Raw genomic sequence first — 24,583 nt, forward strand, 5'->3', positions numbered from 1 at the left:
ATGAGCTACGCAGATCTAATGGTGGTTGTACTTTTAATCACCGCATTAATTATACTTATCGTGGCCGTCATGATGTTTAATCTGATTAAGCTTTATGCTAACGGTACACTGAATACGCTGCCTTTCCCGAATGCTGATGAAAGAGAACGCCAACGCCTTGCCGCTGCTGCAGAAGCTGCCCTGATTACGCCGAAGGTGCCACTTTTCAACCGCCTGATGGGGTTAAAACCACTTTCTGAGGAGCATGAGTTGGTGATGGAACACACTTTTGATGGTATCGCCGAGCTCGACAATCCTACCCCTCGCTGGTTTATGGTGCTGTTTTATGGAAGCATCATCTTCGCTGCCGGCTATCTTTTGCACTATGAAGTACTTGGCAGTGGCAAAAATCAGGAGCAGGAATATGTAGCTGAACTTGAGCAGGCGGCGCGTGATAAAGAAGCCTTCCTGCTAAATCCCGCAAATGCTGCCAGTGCAGTTAATGAGAACAACATTGAACAAAGCAAAGATGCAGTGATTATCCAGTCTGGAGCTGCACTATATGCAAATCGCTGCACGCCATGTCATGGTGCAGCAGGCGAAGGCATTGTAGGGCCAAATCTAACAGACGAATTCTGGTTGCACGGCGGCGGAGTAAAAGACGTTTTCAAAGTGATTAAGTATGGTGTTCCTGAAAAAGGAATGGTGGCCTGGGAAAAATCCCTGAGTGCACAACAGATCGCTGATATCACCAACTATGTGCTTTCCCTGCAAGGAAGCAAACCTGCGAATGCAAAAGCACCGCAGGGCGACAAACAACCGTAGTCATGGCCATTCACCCAAAAATAATAAAAGGTAAACTTTACCAGTATCGTACATTATTGAGTTACTTTTTTCTGGGGCTGCTCTTTGCAGCTCCATTTATTAAGTTCAATGGTGAACAGCTGGTTCTGTTAGACGTACTGCAGCGCAAGTTTGTATTTTTCGGCATCATCTTCTGGCCGCAAGACTTCTACCTTTTTGTGCTCGCCTTACTTACCTTCATTGTATTTGTTGTCCTCTTTACAGTAGTATTTGGACGGGTCTTCTGTGGCTGGATTTGTCCGCAGACCATCTTTCTGGAAATGGTATTCCGTAAAATCGAGTATTGGATAGAGGGTGAGCCGGTAAAGCAAAAGAAACTGAATGAAAGACCAATGGACATGGATAAATTCTGGAGGAAAACGGCCAAACATGGGCTGTTCTTCATGATTTCGTTCTTAATTGCAAATGTGTTCCTTGGTTACATTATCGGCTCCGAGGCCTTAATTGAGATTATAACGCAACCTATAGCAAGTCATCTATCTGGCTTTATCGCCATTTGGATCTTCACTTTTGTATTCTATATGGTGTTTTCGCGTGCGCGTGAAATAGTTTGTACGGTTATATGTCCCTATGGCAGGCTGCAAGGTGTTTTGCTGGACAGCCAGAGTATCATTGTGGCATACGATTATAATCGTGGAGAACCTCGTGGCAAGGTCCAGAAGGGCTTCGAGAACCTTAAAGGTGATTGTATTGATTGTAAATTGTGTGTCCAGGTTTGTCCTACCGGGATTGATATCAGAAATGGTACACAAATGGAATGTACAAATTGTACGGCCTGCATTGACGCATGCGACATGGTGATGGAAAAAACAAACCGTCCACTTCGTCTCATTGGGTTTAAATCGGAGGAAGAGATTACATCAAAGAAACCGTTTAAACTTAGTCGCCGGGTATATGGTTATGCCGCAGTGCTGCTGGTCCTGATGTCGCTGCTATCCTTTCTGATGATTGACCGCTCTGACGTAAAAACAACTATTCTCCGCGCAAGCGGCACCCTTTATCAAATGCGGGATGATAAAATGGTAAGCAACCTCTATAATGCAGAATTGGTAAACAAGACGAGCAAGGCACTTGAATTTCAGATTGTGCCGGAAGATAAGTCCATAAAGCTTCAGTATATTCAGAAGGAGCACAAATTAGCCTATGGGGGAAGTGTCAAACTCACCTTTTTTGTGTTGATGCCGCAAACAGAAGTCAAACAATTCAAGTCTGAAATCAAGTTTAAGCTCGTTTCAGCAGGAAAGGTAATTGACGAATTCCAAACAACATTTATTGCACCACCTAACAATTAGGATATGAACTGGGGAACAAAATTAGTGATCGGCATGGTTTGTTTTATGACCATGATCATCGTGTACGCCGTACTGATGATGCGTAGTGACAAGGATGCACTGGTAGATAATGACTACTATGAAAAAGGCATTAACTACAACCTGGAGTACCGTAAAAAATCGCATGTGCGTGAGGACCGTGCAGCGCCAAAAGTTGAACTTCGAAACGACAGTCTTGTGGTGACTTTTGCGAGAGCTGCAAGTGGCCAGCTTCGGATGATTCGTACCGCTGACAAAAGACTTGACCAACAGTATGAGATATCAACTGACACAGCAAGGGTCTTTAAAGTTCCGGTATTACAAAAAGCCAGGGGACTTTGGAAAGTACAGCTGGACTGGACAAGTATGGGCAGACCATACCTGTATGAAAAAGAGGTGATGCTGCCATGAGCGAGACGTATTTAGCATTCATGATCGGCCTGTTGGGTAGCTTGCATTGCATTGGCATGTGCGGCCCGCTGGCCTTTGCCGTGCCTTCCCTGCAGCAAGGTGCAGGTTGGCTCCTCCTGGATAAAACCATGTATCAGGCAGGTCGCATCGTATCCTACTGTGTGCTGGGGATCATCATCGGCTTCATTGGCAATCAGCTGTGGATGGCTGGCATGCAGCAAGGACTGAGCATATTAAGTGGGTGCCTGATACTAGTGGCAGCGTTATCCAGAATCTTCAAATTGGCGGCGAGCAAAAGCACAAAATACAACATGCTGTTAAAGCCCTTCAACAAACTTTTTGGCTACGCGTTGAAACACAAGGCCAATCACCTGATCATTGGTATGATCAATGGCTTGCTGCCCTGTGGCTTTGTATACCTGGCTTTGGCCGGCGCGGTAAACCGCCCGACGGTTATGGACGCCGTGGGCTATATGTTTTTCTTTGGGCTGGGCACAGCGCCATTAATGCTGATTGCGGCAGTTACAACCGGACTAACAGGTGCAGCTGTACGTAATCGCGTGAATAAGGTTATCCCTTATATGATGTTGTGTCTAGGGATCTGGTTTATACTAAGAGGGCTGGACCTAAATATACCTTATTTAAGTCCAGCCCTTCATTCTGGTGCTGCTGTCTGTAAGTAGTCCTTAGCCAGCCATACTGAATAGTTGCGTAGTTGGCTGATTCTCCCAAAGCCTGGCATCTAAAGTCATGCAAATATTCCTGAGATACCGCTTGCCGGTCTCAGTAACCTGCAGTCTGGATGCGCCAATCTCCACAAGGCCATCTTCCTCAAGTGCTGCCATGCGCTTTAGCCCTTCGAATAAGGCTGTACAGAATGTATCTGTTCTATCCCAGGTGGTATAACCATTACACATGATGTTCAAGATGTGTTGCCTCAAAATGAGATCTTCTGACGTGGAAATATGTCCTTTTACGACGGGCAGTTCGCCACGATTAACGCGTTCGAGGTAGGTCTCTACCTTCTTCTCATTTTGGGCGAATCCAGCCCAGGAGTCTGATATTGAGGATACACCCAGTCCGATCATCAGCTTACTATACTGATCAGTGTAGCCCATGAAGTTACGGTGTAGCTTACCTTCCTGTGCAGCAAGGTATAGTCCATCTGTTTTCAGGGTGAAGTGGTCCATACCGATTTCTTCGTAGCCGGCAGCTTTCAACATGCTTCTGCCGGTTTCATAAAGCTGTTGCTTCAATGCCGCATCTGGCAAGTCTTTCTCTGTATAACGTCGTTGTCCAGGTTTCACCCATGGTACGTGTGCGTAACTGTAAAATGCAATACGATCCGGCTTAAGGCGCACAACTTCAGCCACGGTTTCTTCAAGACCAGCGAGGGTCTGCAGTGGAAGGCCGTATATTAGATCGTAGTTGATTGAGTTGTATCCAGTTGCTCTGGCAATGCTGGTGGTGTTTTCCACCTCTTCAACGGTTTGAATGCGGTTTATGATTAATTGTACCCGCGGATCAAAGTCCTGAATGCCCAGACTTAGGCGTTTGAAACCCAATTGGTAAAGCGTTTCCAGATGTTCCCTGGTGGTGTTCCCGGGATGTCCTTCAAAGCTGAATGCTGCATCTTCATGTGGCGTGGCATGTGCTAAGATCCCCTGAATAAGTAACTGCAGGTTTTCTGCACTAAAGAACGTTGGTGTACCACCACCGAGATGTAGTTCTTTAATTACTGGTTTCTTACCTAGGATTTGCAGGTACAGCTGCCACTCTGCAAGTACTGCTTCAATGTAAGGCAGTTCCACTTTGTGGTTCTTTGTGATCCTGGTGTTGCAGCCGCAATAGGTACATAGACTTTCGCAGAAGGGCAAGTGAATGTAGAGGCTGATGCCTTCCTGGTCATCGCTTTGTGCGACGGTTTGGATGACTGTTTTCCGCCAGGCTTCTGCGGTAAAATAAGTGGCGTCCCAGTACGGTACCGTCGGGTAACTGGTATATCTGGGTACTGGAACGTTGTATTTGGCTGTAAGATTAGTGTTCATGTTTCGCAACTGCTGGATTAAGAAAATCTACCGGCCCGCGATCGCATGATTTGGAGCATACGCAGGCATTGCCCAGACAAGAATTGCCTTGCCATGAGTCCAGATTCACGATGGTCTGTTCTGCAAGAACCGCAGCAATTTCATTTAAGGTTTTGGTATTTAAGATGGCTGCTGGCACTGCTGCGATCTTGATCTTCAGTTCCGCTGCAGCATCAAGATTGATGTGATCCGTAGAAACGGACCGAGTAGCGATGTACTTCACCCCTAAGGCAGCGAGTTTATGTAGGACCTGTGCAGAGAGGTCATCCTCTTTAGTAACTACGACAGCTACTTTTCCAGCAGCAAATGGCGCTGTATCTACATTGAGGGGGTTTGAAATCAGGGTAATTTCATGTTTCTTCCGGTTGGCCACTGCCAGTGGCTCTTTCTCCGAAGATTTGATATTGTAAGCGACTACTCTCATAATAAATATTTACCATCAAAAGTAGTCGCTGCCCCCCAGCAGGGGAATGAGGATAATCAGCAGTAATAATGATCTTCGTCAGTTTTTCATCTCCTGCAGCATCTGCAGATTCAATATCTGAATGTGACTGCCTTTGCGTTCTATGATGTTTTCTGCTTTAAAGTCACTCAATATTCTGCTTACCGTTTCCGTGGCCATACCGGCGAGTGCGGCAAGGTTGTCGCGGGACACCTTTATGTTTAGCGGATTGGTGGATTGTTCTTGTTTGTATAGCCGGATGAGTACTTCCGCCAGGCGCTTACGTACAGAGAAGTATGCAAGCTGAAGCAACTGCTGCTCCCGGTCCAACAAATTGTTAGACAGGATTTTGATGAACTGTCTGCCAATATCGGGGTATTTACCCAATAGTGTTTCCATCAACTCTTTGGGCAGCATACAGATCATCGTATCTTCCATCGCCTCTGCGGTTTCTGCATGTGGCTCGTTCAACAACAACGAAGGGATGCCGAAGTACTCATCGTCTGTGTAAATGCCAACCATGAGCTCGCGGCCGTCGGGCGTAAGTTTGTAGGTTTTCACCTTGCCTTGTACCACCAGGTAGATGCCGGCAATAGAGTCCCCTTCATAGTAGATAACCTGTTTTTTCTTGATGGTACGCACTTTCCGTTGTGCTACAGCCTTGCTGAGCTCCTGCATGCCAGAGGTACTGCTGATCAGACCATCGATGGTGTCTAGCGACTTACTGTAATAAGCCTCCTGTTTTGTTTTTTTGTTTAAACGACTCTCCACGGCATTGAGCAGTTCCATGTCGTCGAAGGGTTTCGTAAGATAATCATCTGCACCCATCTCCATGCCTTTACGCATGTCTATCCGCTCTGCTTTTGCAGTTAAGAAGATGAATGGTATGGAAGCGGTTTGCGGATTTTTGCCCAGCAAATACAATACGCCGTAGCCGTCGAGTTCGGGCATCATGATGTCGCAAAGGATGAGATCTGGCAAATGCTGGTTGGCAAGCTCAATGCCGGTTTTACCATTATCTGCTGCGATCACTTCGTAATTCGCTAGTTCAAGTATCTCAATGATACTCTCCCTGATGTCATCGTTATCTTCAATAATTTGTATTCTTCGTTTATCCATGATTTTCGAACGACAGTATGAATGTAGTTTCCTGGTTTATAATGCTTTTGAATTGCAGGGTGCCTTTCATCAGATTGGAATAGCGACGGACAATGTTCAAGCCCAGACCCGTTCCAGGTATGTTCCCCGTGTTGTGCGCGCGGAAGAAGGGCTCGAACAGGTAAACCTGGTCGGCCTCCGGTATGCCAATCCCATTATCTTTAACGATCACTTTGCAGCCCTCTTCGTTGATTTCGGTGTTGAACTCGATGAAGGTATTTTCTCCTGAATACTTGATTGCATTACTTATGAGGTTTATCATGCAGTTCTTTATTAGGTTCTGATCGAGGTGTACCATGCTTTTCGCACCGGTATGCTGATAAATGATGTGCTGGTTCTGTTTGGCAATCATCTGCATTTCTTCCGTAACTTCTTCGGATAGCTTCACCAGATCAAAGTTGCTTAGATTAACTTCCACACGCCCAGCTTCAAGCTTCTCCAGGGATAGGAAGTCGTTCAGGATGGTTGTTAGGTTGCCTACGGCATTCTTGATCTTGTTAACATGTTTTTTAATGGGGATGCTGTCAAATGGCTCTGCATACTTCTGGATTAAGGATGCCGACAACTGAACTGAGCTCAGTGGCGTCCGGAATTCATGGGAGGCCATAGAAACAAAGCGGCTCTTCATTTGCCCAAGCTCCTTCTCCTTTTCAAGTGATACACTCACCTCTTCTTTGGCCTCACGCAAAGCGGTTATCAACTCTTTTAATGAATTGGTACGCTCGTCAACAAGTTCCTCTAGTTTGGCTGCATACTCCCGGAGTTGTTCTTCAGCCTCTTTCTCTTTCGAGAGATCGTGCACAAAGCCGGTATATATCTTGCGATCCTCATATTGTACCTCACTCACCGCAAGGCGGAATGGGAATGTTGTACCATCCTTACGAAGGCCACGTACCTCCCGACCTTTGCCAATGATCCGGGGTTCGCCGGTACGGTCATAACGCTCAAGGTAGCCATCATGTGCCGACTTATCTGGCTCCGGCATCAATACACTAATGTTCTTACCGATCACTTCGGCAGCATCGTAACCAAACAACCGCAGCGCTGCAGGATTGAGGCTTTCAATTAAACCACGATTGTCGATGGTGATTATACCATCTATCGCAGACTCAATTATCGCTTTTAATAAGGTTGCTTTTTCCATAGGTTGCTACAAATATAGAATTTTTGCTTTGCCGGGAAACTTGATTACGATCATGCCGGAAAGGTGATCTGGGTCATCTTTTATCCTGGAAATTGTGCGCTTCTTTGCCACAATCTATACAATTATTCATGAGTCATACATTTCATATCCCCGTTTTAGGTTTAGGTTATTCTATCGATACCCCCTTGAAAGTTGCCCGATTTGGTATATCATCCGTGGTATCTATCGTTGATGATGAACTCGTCGAGCGTATGCGCAAATACCACAGCTCGCTAAATCAGCTCCCCTATACCCCGATCGGTGTCAAAGATCCCGACAGTCGTGCGAAGCGGATCACCGCCTATCTGAACTTACTGGAACTGCTGGTCAACCAACAGGTTGAAGAAATGAAGAAGCAGGACTTTATCCCTGGTAGTGACTTATGTACTTACTTTGAGGTTTTACCTGCAACTTCAACACTTAAATCCAGGTACGAGCGCTTTATCGCGCTTCCTGACGGCGAAGCAAAGCAAGCACTCGCGAATGCGCTGAAAAGCGCAATAAAACCCGGTAGTATCGATGTGAACATCATGTCTAAGGTGGACAAAGCGAACTACAACCCAGATGGGCTTTACGCAGGTGATGACTTTACTGATGCGCTGGCCGCCATGCGTGGCTTCGAAGAAAGTACCCTCACTTCTGCTGTAGTGATCTCTGCAGGGCTTAATCCAAGGCTGTACGCCTATATGGAAAAATGCCAGTCCTTTTTTCCTGTTAGTGGGGAAACTGTAAAGAAGATAATTTTAAAAGTAAGCGACTATCGCTCTGCGATTATACAAGCGAAGATGCTCGCGAAAAAAGGCCTTTGGGTAAGTGAGTTTCGGGTTGAGTCAGGTCTAAACTGCGGCGGTCACGCCTTTGCTACCGACGGACTGCTGATGGGACCAATACTCGAAGAATTCAAACAAAACCGGGCCATCCTTTATGATGATATCCTGAAGATTTACCTTGCTGCATTAGCGGGTAAAGGGCTTTCTGTCCCGGAGCAACCCAAACAAACCGTAACGTATCAAGGCGGCATTGGCACGGCTGAAGAGCATCAATTCTTGATGCAGTACTACAATCTCGATGCAGCCGGCTGGGGAAGTCCGTTCCTGCTGGTGCCCGAAGCAACCAATGTGGATGATAAAACGCTAGCGGCATTAATTACCGCTGAAGAACGCGACTTTTACATCAGTAATGCCTCACCTTTAGGGGTATTGTTTAACAATTTCAGACACAGTAGTGCTGAACAGCTAAGGTTAGAGCGCATAGAAAAAGGCCGCCCTGGAAGCCCCTGTAAAAAGAAGTTCCTTTGTACAAATACAGAATTCACGGAACAACCCATCTGCACGGCTTCACGGGAGTACCAGAACCTAAAGATCAATCAACTGAAAGCGCAAGAACTTTCAGACACGGCTTATCAGGCGCAATTTAATGCCATTACTGAAAAGGTATGCCTATGCGAAGGGCTTTGCGCTTCCACTTACCTTAAGAACCACATGTTAGAACCTAAGGAGCGGGATGCGGTAAGTATCTGCCCCGGTCCCAACCTGGCCTACTTTTCAGGCCAATACAGCCTGAAAGAGATGATTGATCATATATATGGCCGTATTGACCTGCTTAAACATGCCACGCGCCCAAACCTTTTTGTGAACGAACTTCGCCTGTACCTTGACTATCTGAAAAAGGACATGAAGACGCAGGTAGAGGTTTTAAACGACAAGAAGCAAAAGTATTGGACGAAGTTCTCGAACCAACTACAGCAGGGTATTGACTACTACAAGAATATGCTTCCGCAGCTGAGCACGCGAACAACCTTGCTTGTCGGGAACATGGAACAACAACTGGCAGAAGCTGAACAAACCCTCTTGGGGTTATCACAGACAACTTGCCCTGTATAATATTATGCAACCCTCCGTTGCATATTCAACACCAGCAGATTAAAATATTGTACGTCTTGTTTTTACACGATTAACTGCAGCGGAAGTAGGATTCATTTCAGCCCTCAGCATGGTGCGAACACAGATTTCAAAGGATTTAATATTGGGAAACATCCGGAGAAGTCTGTGTTTTTGTGTTTACTCCTGTAAGCTGCAATAACACAAGCGAATGCTACTCCCCATCATCTCGTTTTTTCACAGTTAAAACGGCCTTTAAAAGGCTTCTACCAAAACTTTTTGCAGAAAATATTCGTTTGTATTAAGAAGTTTATTTATACTTCATGCTATATGAAGAAAAAAGGCCTGCTCGGAATATTTGAGAACTTGAGTTCCGGCCAGTTTCCACAATTTAAGTCCCTATGGGGTGATGACCGGGAAGCTGCACATGAACATGGACCAGAACACACAAAAACAGCAGCCCCAGAGTCCGCGATAGAGATCATCCTGAAAGAGAATGCCGAAGGCATTGCCGTCGGACTTGATGTCGGATCAAGCAAGATCGTTGCACTAGTTGGCCGGCTTGATGCACAGCAGAAGGTAGAAATCCTGGGCTTTGCCGAAGTGCCTTCTGAAGGCTTGATCCGCGGTTCCGTTGTGAATCTTACCAAAACTGCAGCGGCCATCCGTGAAGCACTACACTCGGCCATCACCATGGCGAATGTTGAGGTGAATCAGGTCATTACAAACTATTCTGGCCTTTGCAATAACCTGGACCAACGGGGTGTAATCATCCGTGAAGATATGATCCATGAAATTGGTAACGAAGATATCATCCGACTTAAAAAAGAGATGCAGGGCAACCCCTATCCTCCCGGAGAACAGATCGTGTACCTCGAACCGCAGCATTTCATCATAGATGACGAACCGGATATTCGTGACCCGATCGGGATGGCGGGGCAGCGGTTTGAATCTGATTTCCATGTCATCACTGGCGAGGTAACAGGCCTACAAAACCTCCAGAAGTGTGTGCGACAAGCGCAGGTTGGCGTAAAGGATATCTATCCTACGGGCATCGCATCTGCGGAAGCGGTAATCTGTGAAGAAGAAAAAGAAGAAGGCATCGCTGTGATCGACATTGGTGCAGCGGTAACCAGCATATCGGTTTACAAGCATGGCATCATGCGATATGCAGATACAATCCTTTTGGGCGGAAATACCATCAATGCAGATATTAAAGAATTTACTGGCCTAAGCAGCAAACAGGCAGAGCTCATGAAGAAAGTTTATGGTTCTGTGCTTCCAGAGCAAATTGATCCCAGTGAAATCATCCAGTATAAAATCCTTAATGGCACTAAAGATAAATTTATCTCCAAGGTAGATTTAGCCTTGATCATCCAGTCCAGAATGGAAGAACTGATTGGGCTTGCCTACAACAGAATTGAAGAAGCATTAAAAGGGCGTTGCCTGACCTGCGGTATCGTTTTCACAGGGGGAGATGCTAATCTGCCCAACCTTCGTGTGCTTGGTGAGCAGATTACCGGCTTGAAGTGCCATGGCGGAAGTCCTACCCTACACCTGCAGAAAAGTGCTGTACCATCAAAATGGGCAGAGAAACTGACTTCACCCGCGTACGCCACGAGCATTGGATTGTTAAAGATGGGACTAACGAAAGTAGCCTAATGCTATGCAGGCTGCCTGATCTTGTAACGTTCGCAATGGAAACAGATCTCTGCCTTCCAGTCGCTTTCCTGGAAATCTGCAGCAGACTTCCCGTAACCCTGGCGTTCCAAGGCTTCAATGTTATAATCCTGTTCGAAGTGACTCGCCAGACACAGCATGAAAACACCATTTGATATGCCCGTGTAAATTGTGCCATTCCCGCCATGGCAAATCATCAGGCTTGATTTTTCAAGCACCTTATTAAGGTTAATGAAGTCGCGGGCAAGGATATGCGGGGCAGATAAAACTCTGGCCTTATCACCTGCGGTGATGATCGTATACTTGTTGTAATATGGATCGTTCAAAAACCTTAAGCTTTCCCAGTCCCCAGTGCTTCCCATACACACACAGATAATTGGTTTTTCCATTTCTGCAAGGTTCGACCAGGAACATTGATCTTCAGGATACTGGTAGATCAGCGGTCCAATGAAGCGGTAGCTTTGGGGCAAAAACTTTTGGGGAAACAGTTCGGGCATGTCGCAGATCAGATTTTCCGTTCCTTCAAGCTCTTCGAGATAGTCATTAACACGACGAAGGCCATACTTCTTCCGCAAACCATTAAATGGCGCCTGTATTTTGCGAAAAGCCAGCTTTTCCCCCATTGTTGTCAGCGCATCTGCAAACCGGGGCGGCAGTTGCTGTATAAGTTCGTAGGCTTTATGCTTCTTTGGAATCTTTCGCGTCGCCGCATAATACCGCGTCATGTAGCCATTCACCAGGCTGATATGTTTAACGCCCGAAAGTTCAGCAGCCATTTTCAATGTAGGCGCAACATCGCCGATGACCACATCGGCCTTCATCGCGTTGATGCATTTCACCTGTCCAAGCAGCACCCGCTCCAGATCTTTCTCATTCAGCCAGTCAAAGCTGAAGTTGTTTGTGCAGGCCATTACGTATTCTGCGTCAAAACCCTGGCAGGAGAAAACATCATAGCCATGAGCCTCAACAAAACCATTATACTGATCAGAGCTTAGGAACTTAATTTCATAGTCAGCTTTATTGTACGAATCTGCCAGAACCAGACATCGCAGATAGTGCGAAAGCAGGTTGAATGGGAAGAATAAAATGCGTTGTCTCTTGTTTGCCATAACATGTGCTGAAATCTTATGCTGAACAGCTATCATAGCGGATTGTTTCTACTTTAGTGTAACTTAGCTAAAAGAGGAATTTATACGTATATAATTGTAGGAACTATGAAGAAACTAGAAGGAAAAGTAATTGTAATAACCGGTGCAGCAATGGGTCTTGGGCTTTCAACCGCAGTAGAATGTGCCAAGGAAGGGGCAAAACTTGTCCTTGTAGATTATAATGATCAAGCATTAGGGGAAGCGAAATCACAACTCTCAGCAGAGTTCCCGGACGCCGGGATTATGATCATTACAGCAGACGTTTCTGATGAATCCCAGGTAAAAGCATATGTCGATCAAACCTTTTCTGCGTTCGGCAGAATTGATGGGTTCTATAACAATGCCGGCATTGAGGGGAAACAGGCAAAGCTTGCTGATTATGACATGGAGTCATTCAAGAAAGTTGTTGACATCAATCTCATGGGTGTTTATTACGGTATGCGGTATGTTATTCCAATAATGCAAAGTCAGAAATCCGGGCGCATTGTAAATGCGACATCCGTAGGCGGCATTCGCGGGGTGTTGAATGAAGGTCCTTATGTTGCAAGCAAACACGCCGTGTCCGGGCTTACGAAAACTGCAGCGTTAGAATATGCTCAGGATGGAATTCTTGTTAACGCGATTGCACCAGGTGCTATCCTTACGCCAATGGTTGAAGAGGCCTTCAAACAAATGAACCCCCAGGACCCGAAACAAGCAGAAGAAGCATTCTCGCAGCAAAACCCTTCCAAACGTCTGGGCTTGCCGGTAGAAGTTGCAAAGCTGGTGGTGTTCCTTATGAGTGATGACTGTGCTTACGTCAACGGACAGATCATTGCGATTGATGGCGGACAATCTAACGCCTATTAAGCGGATCAACGCCAACAAGCACCAGAATCCAACACAATATCGCCTTGCCGTTGTTAATAGCAGACATTAAAGTCACTATACATTGCTGAACATGAAGTATCCAGATATTGAACTTAAAGATAACAAGACGCAACATGCGTTAGAATTGTGGGTTGAAGGCCAGCGTTCCTTCATCGGTTATGAAATTGAAGGTGAGAAGATTTACCTGATGCACACGGAAGTACCTGAATCACAGGAAGGCAAGGGCATAGCTGCCGACCTGGTTGAAAAAGCATTCCAATACATCGAAGCGCAGGATCTGAAAGTCGTGCCTGCATGTTCCTACGTGCGGGCATTTCTGAAAAGACATCAGGAATGGTCGCGCATTGTTGCGCCAGAATAGAGACAAGCCAATATTGCACGCCATCAACAATGCCAATTCCCAAACCCATTACCTTTGAAATCCTAAACTATACACATGGAAGTTAAAATCTGGTCGGACGTAAGATGTCCTTTTTGTTATATCGGAAAAAGAAAGTTTGAAACCGCACTTGCCGCTTTCGCGCATAAAGACGAAGTGAAAATCACCTGGAAGAGTTTTGAGCTTGATCCTAATCTGCAAACCGTAGCAGACACCAACATCTACGAATATTTCTCAAAAGCCAAAGGCATCCCCCAAGAACAGGCTGTCGACATGTTTAACAATGTAACGCAGGTTGCTGCAGAAGTTGGTCTGGATTTCAAACTGGACCAGTCTGTAGTTGCAAATTCTTTTAAAGCACACCGGGTTATCCAGCTTGCAAAAACCTTAAACCTTGGTGACGAAATTGAAGAAGCGCTTTTCAAAATCCACTTTATGGAAGGCAAAAACATTGATGATGAACAGGTTCTAACAGAAACCGCTAAAAACATCGGGATCTCAGCATCTGCAGTTCAATCCCTGTTTAATGGTGATGATTTTGACGCCGAAGTGCGGATTGATCAACTGGAGGCGCAGCGTATCGGCATTCGTGGTGTTCCATTTTTCGTCTTTGATGATAAATATGCCGTTTCCGGTGCACAGGCGCCAGAGATCTTTCTCCAAACCCTCGAAAAAGCGTACGAATCAATCACTTAATCTTTTAAAGTTTAAAATCCGGAAAAGTATTTATAGAATTTGCTATCTTGAGCACGATTCACACACATGAACCCTAACCATTTGTTTAATTTTTTAACATAATAGAGTATTGCTAAAAAATATATAACCAAATTATAGGACAATGAGTGAAGAGAATAACTTCTTCTGCGAATTAGAAACTGGAACCTGCAGTCTTCCCAAACAAACCAATCTTCCTTTAGCAGATTCCATCATCATTCCTGACCACAAGATCAGTATTATGTACTTCACTGACCCGATATGTTCATCATGTTGGGGCATTGAACCGCATTTGCGCAAGCTGAAGCTTGAATATGGCGATTACTTCAATATTGAATACAAGATGGGCGGACTGCTGGAAAGCTGGACATCCTACAAAGGGAAAGATGTTCGCACACCTGGAGACGTAGCAGTACACTGGGACGAAGCAAGCCAATACTATGATATGCCTATTGATGGTGATGTTTGGCTACATGATCCATTAGACTCTTCTTTTCCACCATCCATTGCCTTTAAAGCAGCACAGCTGCAGAATCCTTGCAAAGCACTGCAGTTCTTTCGCAAGATCAAAGAAATGGTATTCCTGCAAAAGATCAATACCACCAGATTAGAACACCTCCAAACCGCAGCATTACAGTGTGGATTAGATCCTAAACAACTCGCCAAAGACATGCAGGGTGCTGCAATAAAAGCCTTTGAGGATGATGTTAAGCTTGCCAGAAGCCTGGGCATTAAAGGCTTTCCCTCTATCCTCTTCACGGATGCCAATCAGGACCAATACCTGCTATATGGCTTCAAACCCTATGAAGAGTTTGAGCAGGCCATCCAGAAATGGAATCCCAAAGCCTCGAAAAAACCCATTAACACCAATTACCTCAATCTCTTCAGCCATTACCCTACGCTAACCACTAAAGAATACGCGGTTCTTACCCATAAGAACATGCCGGAGGCGGAAACCTTTTTAAACCAGCTCTTCGAGTTGGACCGTTTAGACCGGTTCCAATCGAAGAACGGTTACCTATGGCGATTGAAAAAGCTAACGAACTAACTTAATACTTTCAATTCGAACCTCATTGGCCTGATCATCCCCCAATAGCAGGACCTGAATCTTTTCAAGCTCCTGAAGTTTGAAGGCTTCCTTGCCACTACCCTTGAAATACAAAGCCTGAAAGCCCGGGTAAGGTCGTGGTAGTAGCATGAACTCATCTGGCTTCATCGCCTGAACTGCTACAGGAACTTCCACTGTCCTGCGCCCAATGTTAATCAGCCCGGAAACGGCATTCCCCCGCGCATCTACCAGGATGACCTTTGCCCTGCTTTCGCGATCGCCTGAAATCCTCACGCTTAGCGTTTTCCAATCCGCTGATGAAAGCGAACCTTTATCCACGACATCAGTTAAATTAACCTGAACACCACCCAACTGACCTGTGCCAGATGGTTTGTGCTTTAAGCTTAGATGTGCATGCTGACCTGCTTCGTTTACAAATGCATAAGGATCAGTCTCCCAAGAGGGTGCATAAACGACAACATTCGAAGCTGCAACCGTACCATCAAACAGTGGCAGAGTGCCATCTGCAGCAACCTTTGCTTTCAGAAGCGAAGTCGCCGCTGCTACATCAGTAGCTTTGGAAACTGCCTCGGGCGCCACAAATTCGTTCAAGCCCAGCACACCAACCTTCGTCTGTGCGGAAGCTGTAAAAGCCAGACCTTTTTTGCGCAGCAAATACGTACCCGGCGTAATCTTAAACTTACCCCTATTTACTGTAGGCTGGTGTTTGTTTCCAGCGTTCAACGCAAGTACGCTAAAACCTTCGCCCAGGTCGGGCAGCACAACTTCCATATCGTGACTGGCCCAAACGGTGGTCCTTACCGGCTTATCCAACTCGTTCTTTCCAAATGGATCTGCGAGTACCTTTACATCAGGCATCACCTCCAGGCGCCACACACCTGCTTTAACCTTGTCTAAAAAGTAGGCACCGTTGCCACTGTATTTCAGAACAGGAGATGAACCCACCCCAGCAATGTGCTGCAGCGCTTTTGCCTCCACGGGCTTACTTTCCGATCCGCTGGTATAATAATATTCCGAAGCGGTGTTCATCTCTGCTGCCGCTGCTTTTGAATCAAGCTTAAAACCCGCAAAGCTGGTGTTCTCCGGGAAACTGCCATAGTCTTTGTAAGCTGGCATATGGTGGAAAATCCTTGAAGCAATCAGTAAACTAATCGCCTTAGCCGGCGTGTAAGCCAGATTCAGGTAGTGGGTCTGGTATTCAGTATTTGCATAAGCAGTGCCCAATGGGTCATAAGCAAACTGCGTAGCCCACTGCATACCAGCAGTCTTAAAACTCCTCGCCATTGCCGGATACATGTAAGGCTTAAGCACGTCGGCAGATTCAAATTCATAAACCATGCGCGGCTTATGTTTAAACGCAGGAATGGTATCAAAAGGAATTTGGTATCGATCTACATGTGGTAAAAGGTTGCCTTGTTGCTCATGTCCTGCAACAAGTCCTGTAGGGTACCACTGAAAACTGAATCCATCCGCCGTGGATGCTGCAACAGCATCTGCATAGCTTGGTGACTCACTGATGTTGTAAAATACAGGCTTTGTCCAGCCGGTTTTCCGCACCGCAGCCACCATCCGGTTTACGTATTCCGTTGCGCGTGACTTCGGCCCACTATGTTTAGGTTCATTGTTAATCTCTGTCGCAATTACAAATGGATCTTCAGCATAGGTCTTCTTGGTGTATGGGTTTACATGTCTGAAGAACTGGTCCAGATACCGCTCCTGAGCCACAAAAGCGGCCTCTTCAACCACTGCGCCCCCCTTGGTATAACGTTCTACAAAACTCCCGGTCTTCTCATCCTCATCCGGATAGCCATTACCCCAAAATGCAATAGGTGTAATCAAAATGCGGATGCCCCGCTCCTCGAGCTTTGCAATCAAATAGTCGAACAAGCGTAGGTGTTCATTTTCCTTCAGGTTGCCCGCAGCATCACTGATTTCCGTATCCCAGACATGGACCCTAAAGGCATTTATGCCAAGCCTCGCCAGATGATAAACATCCCGGTCAATTGCCTGCTCTATATTGATGTTCAGCTTCTTGTGCGACCGGTAGCCGTAGGCAAAAGGAAGTGTGTAGTTCACGCCGAAATAGCTTGCTTCCTTATTGTTGGCTTGCAGCCTGATGATCCCGGTTTTGTCGATATATACTTCGTTTGCTTTCTTCGTTTGCTGCGCTTCTGTAAGCAGAGGCACAAATAGTAAAGCAAGTAGTGTCTTATTGAAGTTCATGTATGTTTTTAAGTAAATAACAAGCGTGCCTTAATTCATGATCACGCCGTAGTGCTGTATTTTAATCTTGCTTGAGCCGCCAGGCTGTTTCTCCACCTGAATCTGCGTGCCGATCCGTTCTTTTAACGCTTCCACGTGGGAGATGATCCCGACCAACTTCCCTTTTGCCTGTAGGTTTTCCAAAGCAGAAATGGCCACATCAAGTGTATCCGCATCCAGGGTGCCGAAACCTTCATCAATGAATAAAGTATTGATCTGCACCTTGTGACTAGCCAGGTCGGATAATCCTAAGGCAAGCGCCAGACTCACCAGAAAACTTTCACCACCGGAGAGTGTCGCCATTGGTCGTGTGGCATCGGCCTGATAGTGATCTTCAATCTCCAGGCCAAGGTCCTTGTCTTTGCTCTTCAAAATACTGTAGCGATCCGTAAGCTGAGCAAGATGTTTATTCGCCAGTTCTGTAAGTCGAGCCAAAGTGAGCCCCTGCGCAAACATCCTGAAGCTGTTTCCGTCCGCAGAGCCGATGAGGTTACATAATCTGTTCCAACGACTAAACTCCTGCTGTTGCAGCTGGATTTTACCAGTGATGCTGGCATGTTGCTTCAGGGTTGCTTCATCAGCGGCAAAAATGCCTTTAATACGTCCAATTTCCTGGTTTAATACAGATATCGCATCGCCCAATTCTTTAAACTGCTGCTGTAAAGCTTCCAACGTGCTGCTGGTCAATGCACGTTCACGCTCCGAATTAAGATCCGCAGCATTCGCTTTAATAAGCTCCTGTGTGGTGCTAAGACTTTCTTCCAATTCCTTTTTTAGCGCCTTCAGCGATGTTGCGACGTCATCGGGTAGCAATAAGTCAGCAAGTGCGGCAAGGCCGGCAATGCCTTCCTGTTCCAAATGCGTCACCAAAGCATGCTGCAAACGAGACAGTTTTTCTGCCAAAGATAAATGGCTTTCAGCAAGCTGCTTGTGTGTCAGTAACGCTTCTGAATGGCGCCTTTGCTTCTCCTGCTGTACGTTCATCGCTTGTTCTCTGGTCGAGCCGAATTTCTTCAGCTCCAGGTTTAAACGATTTCGCTCTGCAACGGGATCTCGATCACCGAACAATGCCTTTCTGGCGGACTGCAGGCCCAGCAATTCGCCACCAATCCTTGCGATATCTTCCTGGAGCTTTTCTGCAGCTTTTAATTTTTCCTGAAGCGCATAAGTAAGTGGATCCAGTGCTTTGTTTAGCATCAAAGCCTCCTCTGTAAGCTTCTTCAACCGCTGCTCCGCCTCCTGGTATCGTTCCATACGGACCTTTAAAGCACTCGAAATTGTAGCTAACTGCTGCAGGTCGAATGATACCTGATAGCCCTCCAGCATCTGACGGAGCTCCTGAACAACCTGTTCCTGCTGTTCCTGCAGCTGTGTGGTAACGGTTTGAACACGTCTGATATGTTCCTGGTAATTCTTGATATCACCATGAATCAAGGCGGACTCGTTCTTCAGGTTTATGGTAGTCAATTTCTGATCATCCAACTGCTTCTGCTGCCTGATCATGTCTTCCTTCAGCTGCTTAGCAGTCAGCAGGGTCTGTCTTAGCGACTCCCACTTATGCCTGGTTTCCAGCATCAGTGCTTCAATCAATGACGCATCTTTATCGCCAACCGCAGCGGGAAGTTCAGCATTCAAAGTCTCGAACTTGGTTTTCAGCGTCATGCCGGCATTCAGCTTTTCCTGTAATGCTTTTTCGGCACCTTGAACAGTCAACTTTAGCTTTTGCACTTCCATCTTTGCCTCGAACAGCTGTTTACCGACCGTGTCGACCACGGACCTTTGGGCTTCCAGCGCCTGCTTTGCTGCAGAAAGGTTATCCTGAGGACTTACTACTGCAAAAGGGTGATGCACCGCTCCACAAAGCGTGCAGGGTTCACCATCTACCAGGTGAACGCGATCGGCTTCATACTTCTGAAGCCTTTGCTCAGCATTAAGCACTTTTTCATGCGCATCAAACAGCTGCCTGGCTTCTTCATTGGCCACTTCTAACCGGGATAGTTTCTCCTCCTCCACGGCCTGCTGAAGCGCTGCAGCTTTCAGCTCGGCCTGCGTAGCGGCATATTCCTTTCGGAAAGTCACCAATGCCGACACGGTATCCATTTGCTGCTGGTAGTTGTTCACCAATACCGGTAAACCCGCCACCGCAGCTTCGAGCTCGTCCAGGGACTTTCCTGCTAAGCGCTGTTGCAGTTGTGCTTCAAGGGCCGTAATGTCTTTCTCCAGGGCGCTGTGCCTGGCTATTGCTGTTTGCTGTAGCACGTCCTGTTGTTCTAGCCGCAACTGGCTTTGCTGAATCAGGTTCTCCGTTTTCAGGCGGTCCGCCTCCGCAGCAAGTAAAGCCGTTTTGAGCTCCTCCAGCCGTGCTATCTTTTGTTCAAACACGAGTCGCTCTCTACCCAGCCCCTCATCTGCCGCATTTGCAAGCAGATAAGCTTCAACTGCTTTCAGTTCCTCGTTAACCCACTTTAAACCGGATTCATAATGTGCCTTTTGCGTCTGAATGTTAACGATTTCCGGTTGCAGTACATAAAGAGCGTTTCGGGCAGCTTCTAAACTAACTTCTACCGCCTTAATGCCTTCATCCTTAATGATGGCTTCATCAATGATTGGATTTTGCAACTCCAGGCTTGCTGCAGCTTGTTCAAGCTGTTCCGTAGCAAGCTTAAGGGTAGCGCCCGCTGCATTTGCATCCGCTTCAAGCGCCGGTAGGCTGACTTCAAGAGCCTTTATCTGTGCTGCTGTTTTCTGCTCCTCTGCTTCTATTTCCTTAATATACTCGTATTGCGGCTTAAAGCGCAAGGCTGCCTCGTGCCATTTCAGCCGCTCGAAGGCCTCCTGCTGTGTCGCATACTTTTCCTGTGCAGCAATATAATCTGCCGCCAGGCTGCGTTTCCGCTGCTCCAGCTTGTCGAGTTGTGCTAACCAGGAAATGTTTGCGGAAACGCTTTGCTGATCTGTGCGCAACAGCGTTTCTTTCGCCAGCAGCTGCGCCAACGTGGCCTCATGTTCCTGCTTTTCCTCCGCTGTAAGCAGTTTCACATTGCCGAGTTCATTTTGTAATGCGCTCAGGCGATCACGCTCCTCCTTTAACTTATCGAATACAAATACCGAGATCTGTGAATAAATCTCCGTGCCCGTAATATTTTCTAATAGGAAACTCCTGTCCCGGTCTGAAGACTTCAAAAACTGCGTAAAGTCACCCTGGCACAAAATCACGGATCTAAGGAACTGTTGATAATCCAGGCCACACAGTGATTCAATCTGCTGCCTGATCTGCGTCACGCGATGTTCACCGATCATGACGTATTCGCTGTCTCGAAGTTCAGAAAGCTCCATTTTTTCCTGTTGGAGTTTTCCGTCCGCTTTGCCACCTGCACGATGCAGGGACCACTTCGCGCGGTAGACTTTATCTTTGGCTTCGAATTCAAGTTCTGAATAACACTCGCCGGTGTGGCGGGACATGATTTCTTCAACATCACGATTATGCCGGTGCACTTTCCCATAGAGTGCAACAGTGATTGCATCCAAAATGGTGGTTTTGCCGGCACCTGTAGGACCAGTAATGGCGAAAAGGCCAGTTTCCGAAAATGGCGGCTGACTAAAATCTATTTTATGCTCAGCCCTTAAAGAGTTGAGATTTTTAATTTTAATACTAAGTATCTTCATTGAGCAATGCGCTAATTAATTTTCTGACCCATCAGCTCCAAGGCTTCTTCGAAAGTGCGCATCAGTTCCGGAACTTCTTCATTTGCGATCTTGGATTCGCAACGTTTCAGGAACACTGCTTTGGGAGTAAGGTCCTTTAGGGCCATTTCTTCCTGCTGCAGCACATCCAGAGATTTGCTGGTTCTTAGTCGGTTCTGCCTTGGGAAGAACCTTTCGATGAAAGGCTTTTGCGCCTGCAGGGCCGATAGCTGCTGGTCAAGATCCAGAATCGCAGTTTGCGTTTCCACCTGAACTTCCACCCATGGCTGATACTTCAGCCCAGGATCCTCCAGCGCAAGGATCTTTTGTCTCACCGTTTCCAGATCCCCTTTGATACGGATCAACTTCCTTACGCAAGGCACCTCATGCGGCACCAGGCTCAACAATTCGCCGCCTTTAAACTCCAGAATAAGCACCTGCTTTCGGTCCTCATTTTCAGAAAAACTCAAGGGTATTGGCGATCCGGAATAGCGGATGTGCTCCATTTTATTAACCACCTGCGGGCGATGGATGTGCCCTAACGCGATGTAGTTGAACTCCACTGGAAAATGATCGCCATGCACCTGCCCCAGGTTGCCCACGTGAATCTCCTTTTCACTTTCAGAAGTAGAAGCGCCTGCTGCAAACAGATGTCCTGTTGCGATAACCGGGATATCGGCTTCCTTATAAGTTGTAATGTGTTCTACAAATCGATGGTAGTGTTCACTGATGCCCTGCTTAATCCGTTGTTCCCGTTCTTCATTCGTTTCTCCGGAAATCGATAACCGGATATCGCGGTCACGCAAAAATGGCACGGCACAAACGACAAGCTCTAGCTTGTCCCGGGCATCATGAATGGGAATGATCTGCTCCGTGAATGTGGCCGGAACACCGCCCACAATGTGAACATTGAAGTATTTGAGCAAGGACTTCGGCGCATTCAACGTACTGATGGAATCATGATTGCCGCCAATGATGACAACTTCCCTGCAGCAAGTATCTTTCACCATGCGCAGGAAACGGTAGTATTGCTCAAGCGCCGTATTGGAGGGTGATCCAGTGTCAAATACATCACCGGCAATGATTAACACATCAATGCATTCCGCGCTAAGCTTTACAATTAACCAGTCTAAGAAATCCTGATGTTCTTCGGTTCTTTCACACTGCTCCAGTTTCTTTCCTAAGTGCCAGTCGGCCGTATGTAGTATCTTCATAAATTGCCTCCCTAAGTTACGGCAATATTTCCTTCACACATATTCAGGGGTACTCCTGCCATTCAAAAAAGACAAACTTTCTCGCGCATTCCAATGTTTATTATACAAAAATGACAACTATGAAAAAGAATATTGCCTATTGCTTTATAACAAGCTTGATTTTTGTGCTCCCGGCTTGCCAAAGCCCGGAGACGCGTGCCGTGAACCAGAATGCCACTGAAGACACCACCTTCCAAAGCGATGCGAGTGGCTCCGGATCAAAAGAATTAAACAACTCGGTTGAACCAGGTGGTAACAGACCTACAGATAACAACATTTCACAGAAGACGAAAGTGTCTGATGACGACAAGATATTCATGGATGGCGTAAAGGCTTCCGGCTTATTGGAGATTACCATGGCAAAGCAGGCCCTACAGGTGTCTACCGATCCGAAGATCAAAAGCTTTGCAGAGATGATGATTAAAGATCATACGCAAATGGATAAGGAAGCGGAAGCCTTAGCAACCGAAAGCCAGATTATTCTTAAAGGCGACTTTAGCAAGGAGCAGCGTGAAGAGCTGGACATGATGAAAGGCATGAAAGGCGCAGCATTTGACAAGCACTATAAAGACATGATGATCAAGAGTCATGATAAAGCGGTCCAACTTATGAAGTTCGGTGCAAATACAAGAGAAGAGAAAGTAAAGGCCTTTGCTGAGAAATCGCTTTCTGTAATTCAGAATCACTATACTGCGGCACAACAACTATAAACGTTAAAGCCAAAAAATAAGCCCTGTTATTTAGCAGGGCTTATTTTTTGAATTAATAAATGGGCGAAGTTTTCTATACACTTCATGATGATGACTTCCTTTCCACCGGTGAAAGTACTCCGATCAGAAAACTCAAAGTCATCAGAGATACAGTGGATAAACATTGTTCCCACCGGCTTCTCCGGGCTTTCACTTCCACCAGGACAGGTTAGTCCGGTAATCGCTACATGAATCTTAGCGGGCATGAACGACCGTAAGCCATTTGCAGCAGCTTCCGTTACTTCGGCCGACTCCGGCGTAAATTCCTCCACAAGTTTATCATCCACCTTTAGGAGATCTTCCTTCACGCCGGCATCATAACAAACAATGCCACCCTTTAGAATTTTTCCTGCTTCATCAGTAAGGCCGAATTCAGCAGCCATTCTACCGACAGTAGCACTTTCTGCAAAAGCGATGTTCAGTTCCTGCGCAGCTAATAATTTCGCACAATCTTCTACAACCTTTGACGGCATAAGCGTTATCTATATTTTAGTGGGATCATAGGCACCATCGCCTGGTTTATTATTCATCGCATCCTGATCCTGGTCGAACTCTTCACGCATCTCTTTGATGCTCTTGCCAGAATCGATGTTGCCGCTGCGCTCATCTTCGCGACCATCCATTTCATTTCCTGCTGAATCGTCATCAGATTCTGCAAATCCTGGATCTACACTCGGGTTTTCAAAGTCTGTATCATTGTTCAATTTCACAGAATCATTTTCCGGAGTTCCGGACTGCTGGTTGTTCAAATTGGTGTTTTCCATGATTTTCATATTTGTTTAAAATACAACAGTAAAGGCCTGCACTTAGTTTGATGCCGTAATCAAAAACATATTGGCCCGTAGTAATACTTTGGTACATAGATTGTTCTGAAAAAAGCACATCCTATAACTTAAAACCTATGAAAAACCTAGACATCAACGTACAGATCTGTGACCACAAGAATGCGCTTCAAGCGTTTGCCCTTAAATACACCCAGGATATTGATGATGCCAACGATTTAGTTCAGGATACACTCTTAAAAGCCTTTAGGTATTCAGGACTTTTTAAACAGGGAACAAATTTACGTGGATGGTTATTTACCATTTTAAAGAACACCTACATCAACGAATACAGAAGGATCAAAAGAAAAGAAAACGTAATCATCCAATCCGACGAAATCAGCAATCACAACCTCTCCAACAACGCTGAATCAAATACCTGCAACAGCAAGTTCGTCACAGATGACATCAATAAAATCCTTTCCAAACTACAACCAGAATACTACACACCCTTCGTCAAATACTTTGAAGGCTATAAATATCAGGAAATTGCAGAGATGCTGAACATCCCGATCGGAACCGTAAAAACCAGAATACATCTGGCACGTCAGATTTTGAAGTCAAGATTAAAGGTTTATGCAGAAAACATGCATGAAGTAATCGACTAGTTGGTTGATTATTTAAAGCTTTCCAGTTGTGG

At 46.1% G+C, this 24,583-nt stretch carries 22 protein-coding genes; 12 read left to right on the forward strand and 10 right to left on the reverse strand.

What is annotated here, in order from left to right:
* From IEW69_RS13615 to IEW69_RS13630, 4 genes are read left to right on the forward strand one after another with little or no spacing between them, the layout of a single operon-like run.
* On the forward strand, nt 1-804 hold the full coding sequence (locus tag IEW69_RS13615; protein ID WP_188627421.1) for a cbb3-type cytochrome c oxidase N-terminal domain-containing protein: 804 nt from the start codon (nt 1-3) through the stop codon (nt 802-804).
* A gap of 56 nt (nt 805-860) precedes the next feature.
* A complete protein-coding gene (ccoG, locus tag IEW69_RS13620) occupies nt 861-2,135 on the forward strand; it encodes a cytochrome c oxidase accessory protein CcoG (RefSeq protein ID WP_308420591.1) in 1,275 nt (424 codons plus the stop codon).
* 3 nt (nt 2,136-2,138) lie between these two features.
* Nucleotides 2,139-2,564 (forward strand): FixH family protein, encoded by a 426-nt coding sequence (locus IEW69_RS13625; RefSeq protein ID WP_188627423.1) that lies wholly within the window; start codon nt 2,139-2,141, stop codon nt 2,562-2,564.
* Nucleotides 2,561-3,247, forward strand: coding sequence for a sulfite exporter TauE/SafE family protein (locus IEW69_RS13630; protein ID WP_188627424.1), 687 nt, complete (start codon nt 2,561-2,563; stop codon nt 3,245-3,247). Before IEW69_RS13625 ends, IEW69_RS13630 begins: the two co-directional genes overlap by 4 nt.
* Nucleotides 3,248-3,250: 3 nt before the next feature.
* On the opposite strand, the gene hemN is transcribed toward IEW69_RS13630, so the two are convergent.
* The 4 genes from hemN to IEW69_RS13650 all read right to left on the reverse strand — a co-directional run bounded on the left by hemN (nt 3,251) and on the right by IEW69_RS13650 (nt 7,395).
* Complete coding sequence (hemN, locus tag IEW69_RS13635; RefSeq protein ID WP_188627425.1) at nt 3,251-4,612, reverse strand: oxygen-independent coproporphyrinogen III oxidase; 1,362 nt, start codon at nt 4,610-4,612, stop codon at nt 3,251-3,253.
* Nucleotides 4,602-5,075 (reverse strand): Rossmann-fold NAD(P)-binding domain-containing protein, encoded by a 474-nt coding sequence (locus IEW69_RS13640; RefSeq protein WP_188627426.1) that lies wholly within the window; start codon nt 5,073-5,075, stop codon nt 4,602-4,604. The genes hemN and IEW69_RS13640 overlap by 11 nt, the downstream gene beginning before the upstream one ends.
* Nucleotides 5,076-5,153: 78 nt before the next feature.
* Entirely contained in the window at nt 5,154-6,212 is a 1,059-nt protein-coding gene (locus IEW69_RS13645; protein WP_188627427.1) for a response regulator, read from the reverse strand.
* A complete protein-coding gene (locus IEW69_RS13650; protein WP_188627428.1) occupies nt 6,205-7,395 on the reverse strand; it encodes a PAS domain-containing sensor histidine kinase in 1,191 nt (396 codons plus the stop codon). The genes IEW69_RS13645 and IEW69_RS13650 overlap by 8 nt, the downstream gene beginning before the upstream one ends.
* 128 nt (nt 7,396-7,523) lie before the next feature.
* On the opposite strand from IEW69_RS13650, the gene IEW69_RS13655 reads away from it, so the two are divergent.
* A complete protein-coding gene (locus IEW69_RS13655) occupies nt 7,524-9,317 on the forward strand; it encodes a hypothetical protein (protein WP_188627429.1) in 1,794 nt (597 codons plus the stop codon).
* A gap of 327 nt (nt 9,318-9,644) precedes the next feature.
* Nucleotides 9,645-10,976: a cell division protein FtsA gene (gene ftsA / locus IEW69_RS13660; protein WP_188627430.1), complete on the forward strand. Its 1,332-nt coding sequence runs from the start codon at nt 9,645-9,647 to the stop codon at nt 10,974-10,976.
* 2 nt (nt 10,977-10,978) lie between these two features.
* Here ftsA and IEW69_RS13665 read toward each other — a convergent pair whose 3' ends face one another.
* A complete protein-coding gene (locus IEW69_RS13665; protein ID WP_188627431.1) occupies nt 10,979-12,103 on the reverse strand; it encodes a glycosyltransferase in 1,125 nt (374 codons plus the stop codon).
* A gap of 105 nt (nt 12,104-12,208) precedes the next feature.
* Between IEW69_RS13665 and IEW69_RS13670 the strand changes: the two genes are divergently transcribed.
* From IEW69_RS13670 to IEW69_RS13685, 4 genes are all read left to right on the forward strand, one after another.
* On the forward strand, nt 12,209-12,991 hold the full coding sequence (locus tag IEW69_RS13670; RefSeq protein ID WP_188627432.1) for a glucose 1-dehydrogenase: 783 nt from the start codon (nt 12,209-12,211) through the stop codon (nt 12,989-12,991).
* A gap of 91 nt (nt 12,992-13,082) precedes the next feature.
* On the forward strand, nt 13,083-13,373 hold the full coding sequence (locus tag IEW69_RS13675; protein WP_188627433.1) for a GNAT family N-acetyltransferase: 291 nt from the start codon (nt 13,083-13,085) through the stop codon (nt 13,371-13,373).
* Nucleotides 13,374-13,448: 75 nt separating this feature from the next.
* Nucleotides 13,449-14,087 carry a DsbA family oxidoreductase gene (locus IEW69_RS13680; RefSeq protein WP_188627434.1) on the forward strand — a complete coding sequence of 213 codons (639 nt, stop codon included), beginning with the start codon at nt 13,449-13,451 and terminating at the stop codon, nt 14,085-14,087.
* 142 nt (nt 14,088-14,229) lie between these two features.
* Nucleotides 14,230-15,153 carry a DsbA family protein gene (locus IEW69_RS13685; protein WP_188627435.1) on the forward strand — a complete coding sequence of 308 codons (924 nt, stop codon included), beginning with the start codon at nt 14,230-14,232 and terminating at the stop codon, nt 15,151-15,153.
* Here the strand turns inward: IEW69_RS13685 and IEW69_RS13690 are convergent.
* From IEW69_RS13690 to IEW69_RS13700, 3 genes are read right to left on the reverse strand one after another with little or no spacing between them, the layout of a single operon-like run.
* Nucleotides 15,142-17,397 (reverse strand): cellulase family glycosylhydrolase, encoded by a 2,256-nt coding sequence (locus IEW69_RS13690; protein ID WP_188627436.1) that lies wholly within the window; start codon nt 17,395-17,397, stop codon nt 15,142-15,144. The two genes, IEW69_RS13685 and IEW69_RS13690, sit on opposite strands and share 12 nt — an antisense overlap.
* A 30-nt stretch (nt 17,398-17,427) precedes the next feature.
* Nucleotides 17,428-21,102: an AAA family ATPase gene (locus IEW69_RS13695; RefSeq protein ID WP_188627437.1), complete on the reverse strand. Its 3,675-nt coding sequence runs from the start codon at nt 21,100-21,102 to the stop codon at nt 17,428-17,430.
* 11 nt (nt 21,103-21,113) lie between these two features.
* The gene (locus IEW69_RS13700; RefSeq protein WP_188627438.1) at nt 21,114-22,334 is read right to left on the reverse strand and encodes an exonuclease SbcCD subunit D C-terminal domain-containing protein; all 1,221 of its coding nucleotides are present in this window, start codon (nt 22,332-22,334) and stop codon (nt 21,114-21,116) included.
* Between the two features lie 119 nt (nt 22,335-22,453).
* Between IEW69_RS13700 and IEW69_RS13705 the strand changes: the two genes are divergently transcribed.
* Entirely contained in the window at nt 22,454-23,083 is a 630-nt protein-coding gene (locus IEW69_RS13705; protein WP_188627439.1) for a DUF4142 domain-containing protein, read from the forward strand.
* A 26-nt stretch (nt 23,084-23,109) separates the two neighbouring features.
* Here the strand turns inward: IEW69_RS13705 and IEW69_RS13710 are convergent, their stop codons facing one another.
* Both IEW69_RS13710 and IEW69_RS13715 read right to left on the reverse strand, forming a co-directional pair.
* The gene (locus IEW69_RS13710) at nt 23,110-23,595 is read right to left on the reverse strand and encodes a CinA family protein (protein ID WP_188627440.1); all 486 of its coding nucleotides are present in this window, start codon (nt 23,593-23,595) and stop codon (nt 23,110-23,112) included.
* Between the two features lie 9 nt (nt 23,596-23,604).
* On the reverse strand, nt 23,605-23,886 hold the full coding sequence (locus IEW69_RS13715) for a hypothetical protein (RefSeq protein ID WP_188627441.1): 282 nt from the start codon (nt 23,884-23,886) through the stop codon (nt 23,605-23,607).
* A 137-nt stretch (nt 23,887-24,023) separates the two neighbouring features.
* On the opposite strand from IEW69_RS13715, the gene IEW69_RS13720 reads away from it, so the two are divergent.
* Nucleotides 24,024-24,551 carry a sigma-70 family RNA polymerase sigma factor gene (locus IEW69_RS13720; RefSeq protein ID WP_188627442.1) on the forward strand — a complete coding sequence of 176 codons (528 nt, stop codon included), beginning with the start codon at nt 24,024-24,026 and terminating at the stop codon, nt 24,549-24,551.
* The last annotated feature ends 32 nt before the right edge of the window (nt 24,552-24,583 follow it).

This window comes from Pedobacter quisquiliarum, from assembly GCF_014642175.1.
In the GTDB taxonomy this organism is placed as follows: domain Bacteria; phylum Bacteroidota; class Bacteroidia; order Sphingobacteriales; family Sphingobacteriaceae; genus Pedobacter; species Pedobacter quisquiliarum.